Source organism: Marivita sp. (assembly GCF_020055635.1).
Taxonomy (GTDB): Bacteria; Pseudomonadota; Alphaproteobacteria; order Rhodobacterales; family Rhodobacteraceae; genus Marivita.
Map to the genome: position 1 here is coordinate 1 of NZ_JAIPUT010000140.1, position 3,887 is coordinate 3,887.

At 56.2% G+C, this 3,887-nt stretch carries 1 protein-coding gene; it reads right to left on the reverse strand.

The features are described 5' to 3' along the window. A partial coding sequence (locus LCF60_RS23705) for a hypothetical protein (protein ID WP_292294996.1) occupies positions 1-3,887 on the reverse strand: 3,887 nt, incomplete at both ends.

Below are 3,887 nucleotides of genomic sequence, written 5' to 3' on the forward strand. Positions count from 1 at the left end.
CCGCTACCGAACCGACAGACACTTGCGATGCATCCTGGTCAACGACATAGAATTCCGCCTCATGTTGGGAGGACGTCACATCGACGTTCCCGACGGTGACCGAAGAGTCATCGTTGTCGACGATCACCACGATGTCGTTGCCACCCGCTGCTACCGAGAGGTCCCCAGTGACAACAGTGGAGCCGTCATTGGATTCGATGATGATGCCGGCACTCTGATAACTGTCGGCCCATTCAAACTCCTCGTTCACCGACAGTTGGACGTTCCCGACCGTGACCGCTCCGTCATCGGTATCGGAGATTGCGACCATGCCATTGAGATCAACGTCATCCTCATCCGCCGCGTCGTCTTCATAGCCGAAAGACGCGTCCACATTGCCCAGGCTGGAATGGGCAATTCGCAGCTCGAGCGTGCCGCTTCCACCGATGTTGGCGTCTGAGGCTGCCAAGACTGAAGCCCCGGTCGCGAGGTTTTCGATTTCGATTTCAACGTTATCATCTGCGGCAACATCGATGGCCGACAGACTGCCCAGGTGATCCCCATCCAGGAACAGTTGAGCATCGTCCCCGCTGTCCACAGTCAGCGTTTCGAGGGCCGATCCGCGCATGTCGACATGGATCTCATCATCGATATCGAAGGTGAGATTGGTGACGCCGACTGCCTCAAACGTGACGCGATCACCCGAGTCTGAGCCTCCCTGAGTTTTGTCAACGCCGAAATCGCTATCAGAGATGACGGTCAGGTCCGACGCGGTTCCGGCCAGTGTCAATGACGCCTGGCCATCGTTGCCGACTTCAACGTCGTCGAAATAGACCTCCGAAACCTGGCCCGCGACACCGGGCATCACGATGGATGCTACGGCACCATCCTCGAGCGTGATCAAGCTGTCCAGTTCGAGGCGATCGAGATCGCCGGAATAATCGAGACCTTTCAGCAGATTACCAGTTTCGAAAACCTCGATCGAATACGTGCCGAACGGTTCGTCGACATCGGGTTCGTAATAGTTGGCCACTTCAAAGTAATGTATGCCGGTGTACTCTGCAGTGAAAATCCGTGCCTCGCCAAGCTCTGAAGAACCGAAGTCGTCCCGGTCCGCATCCTCGAATTTGCCACTTAACAGGTTGAACTGATCGTCATAGGCGAACAGCCTTGCATCTCCAAGTTCACCTTCATCCCAAACCCGATCGTCTCCTGCCGTATGCAGACCCACCTGATACATCTGCCCAGCCTCGAGTTCGACAGCGAAGACATCACGATCCTCCGGACTTTCGATGTTACCCGTGACCCTTTCACCTAGGGTAAGAGTAAAGGCATCAGCGGACTCGGATTGGACGGCTGCGATAGCACCCAAATCCGTATCGCCTTCACCCTCATCCGCCGAAGCATCGGCAATGATGTTCCGCACACCTTCGACCGTGAAACCGCCATCCAGATAAAGCGCCAATGTGTTCGCACCTGTCCCAAGGTCGATGGTAGAACCCTCGGCAAGCGCAGACAGAACAGATGTACGCAGGTAATCGTCGCCGTCCCCGGTCGACACGTTGATGACTTCACCGTCCGCAAGTTGGTTGATCGCCATATCGGCCGCAGATGTCGACGTAACCGTTTGCGCACCAACGTTGTCCAGGATGATGTTTGACCCGCTCGTATCTGCATTTACCGAGTCAACAACCGTGATGCTTTCGTCAAAGGTGTTGCCCAGATCGATGTAGTGATCGTGTTCATCACCCAAGGTCAGCGACAGGTCGGTAAAGCTGCTGTCTTCGCCCCCGTCGATTTCCAGATCGAAAGCGCCCTCGCCGTCAACGCGAAGATACATGACCGTATCGGCTGCGTCCTCCGCAAGCGTCGCGTTTACAACCACGTCGATGGTCGTGTCGTCGACACTCGAGTGGTCTTGCTCGGAGGTGAGGCCTGACCCAGAAACCTGCTCGACCGTCGGACGGATCAAATCTGCACCTGTGGCACCGTCGAAGATGATGGTCTCGCCTTCCAATGTATAGTCGTCACCGAAAAGCCCCTGGAGCGTTGCATCCAGTTCATCGCGGTTGAGGCAGCTCTTGAGCAGGGCGATAACCTCTTCCGTCAACGTGATTTCCACCGGGTCACGATCTTCAAACTTGATCGAAACGATGTCGCCGATATCGGATGCATCCGGCAGAGCAAAGAGCACCTGGCCGTTGGCAAGTTCTTCTGCCGTGAGGGTGTCGACCACTGGGTTCGAGAAACGCTCATGCGAGAAGTCGATGCTAAAGCCTTCTCCGGGCTGACCGATGAACGTGATCTCATGTAAGTCCAGCGATACGGAAACGTCGGTGGCATCAATGGTCTGGTACAGACGCTGGGCAATGGCTTCATTGTCCGCCGCTGCATCCGCCCCGCTCAGATCCTGTTCGGTGATCGTGATACTGTACTCGGTGCCGTCCAGAGTGAGCGTGATGACATCGCCAATCTGATGATCGGTCTCAATTGTCAGATAATCCACCTGCTGGTTGCCCGACGTCGATGCTTCATCCGCTGACACACTGATGACTTCGGTTCCGTTGAGGTTTTCCAACTCGAAGCGCTTTGTCGTGCCATCGGTGACCTCTGTGTACGATCCGTTATATTCGGGCCATATCACATAGGACTCCCGACCAGAATTAACCGCGTCCAGATCGATACTGAAGACACCATCAACCAGGTCAAAGTCGACATTGACGGTTTGTTCCGCCAAATCACCGTCCGTGCTCAGGTGAAGCCGCTCGAAGCCCGCGATGCCCGCGTCAGCGATCTGGGTGACGTCCGCTTCGACAGACCCGCCACCTTGGGCGGTGACAGCGATCTCGACGTCCGGCGCACCGATCGTACCGGTCAGTGTGATTTTGTTGACATGGGAATCGTATGTAACCGCGATGTCGTTTCCGAGACCGTCCGGCACATTATCACCTAGAACAGCCTTGAGGCCGGCGGCGACGCGCGCAGCCGTTGTTGCCCCGTCACCTTGGACAATGTCCGAGGCCTGCACCACGTAGCTGTAGACCACACCCGCAACTGTCACACTGACGGTGCTGCCAACCGTGAAGTTCGCGTCACCCTCGGCATCAGAGCCGGAGAAGGACAGCACAACAACCTGCGCTGCGGTGCGCTCAACCAACGTGATGTCATTTGCAGAAGCTATGAAAAGACTATCTGCGTAGCCATCACCGCCATCCAGCGAAGCGCCGGACGACACGATGGCTTTCGGGCTCGGATTGTTGGACGTATCGTCCTTCAGATCCCAAAGCGTAACATCGTCATCTCCGGCACCCATGTCGATATTCGTCTGGACCGAGGCCCCGGCGATGGAGGCGTTGAGTTCGAACACTCGGCCGACCGTAAGCTGATCATTCCCTTCACCGAACGTGATGTTGGACTCGTGTACGCCTCCAAGCTTCGCAGCTGAGTGCAGACCCAGGGTAATCTCCGAAGAACGAACGTCGTCTTTCACGGTCAGATCAACGCCAGTGGCGTTGCCGCCGTTTAGCGTTTCGTCATACATGCCACCTTCGATTCGCACAGTCGCGCTGTCGCCGCTGCCAAGGTTGATCGTGGTCGCTAGTCCGCCGTTGAAATTGCCATCGATGGAAATTTCGTTGGAATCTCCGTCACCCATCGTGATGGTGCTGTTCGTAACATCACCAGAGCGGAAGACCTGTCCATCGCCGTCGCCAAAGGTGATATCTGCGTTGGTCACGGTTCCGGCATTATTTTCGCCAACCGTCATGACGTTGTCGTTGCCGTCACCCAGCGTGATCACCACGCCCTGATCTGGCGCAGTTCCGTCAATGCTCTTAGCTTGGACACTGTTTGTGCCGTCACCCAGCGCAACTGTTGCACGCGATTCGATATTCTCGACCATCACGACG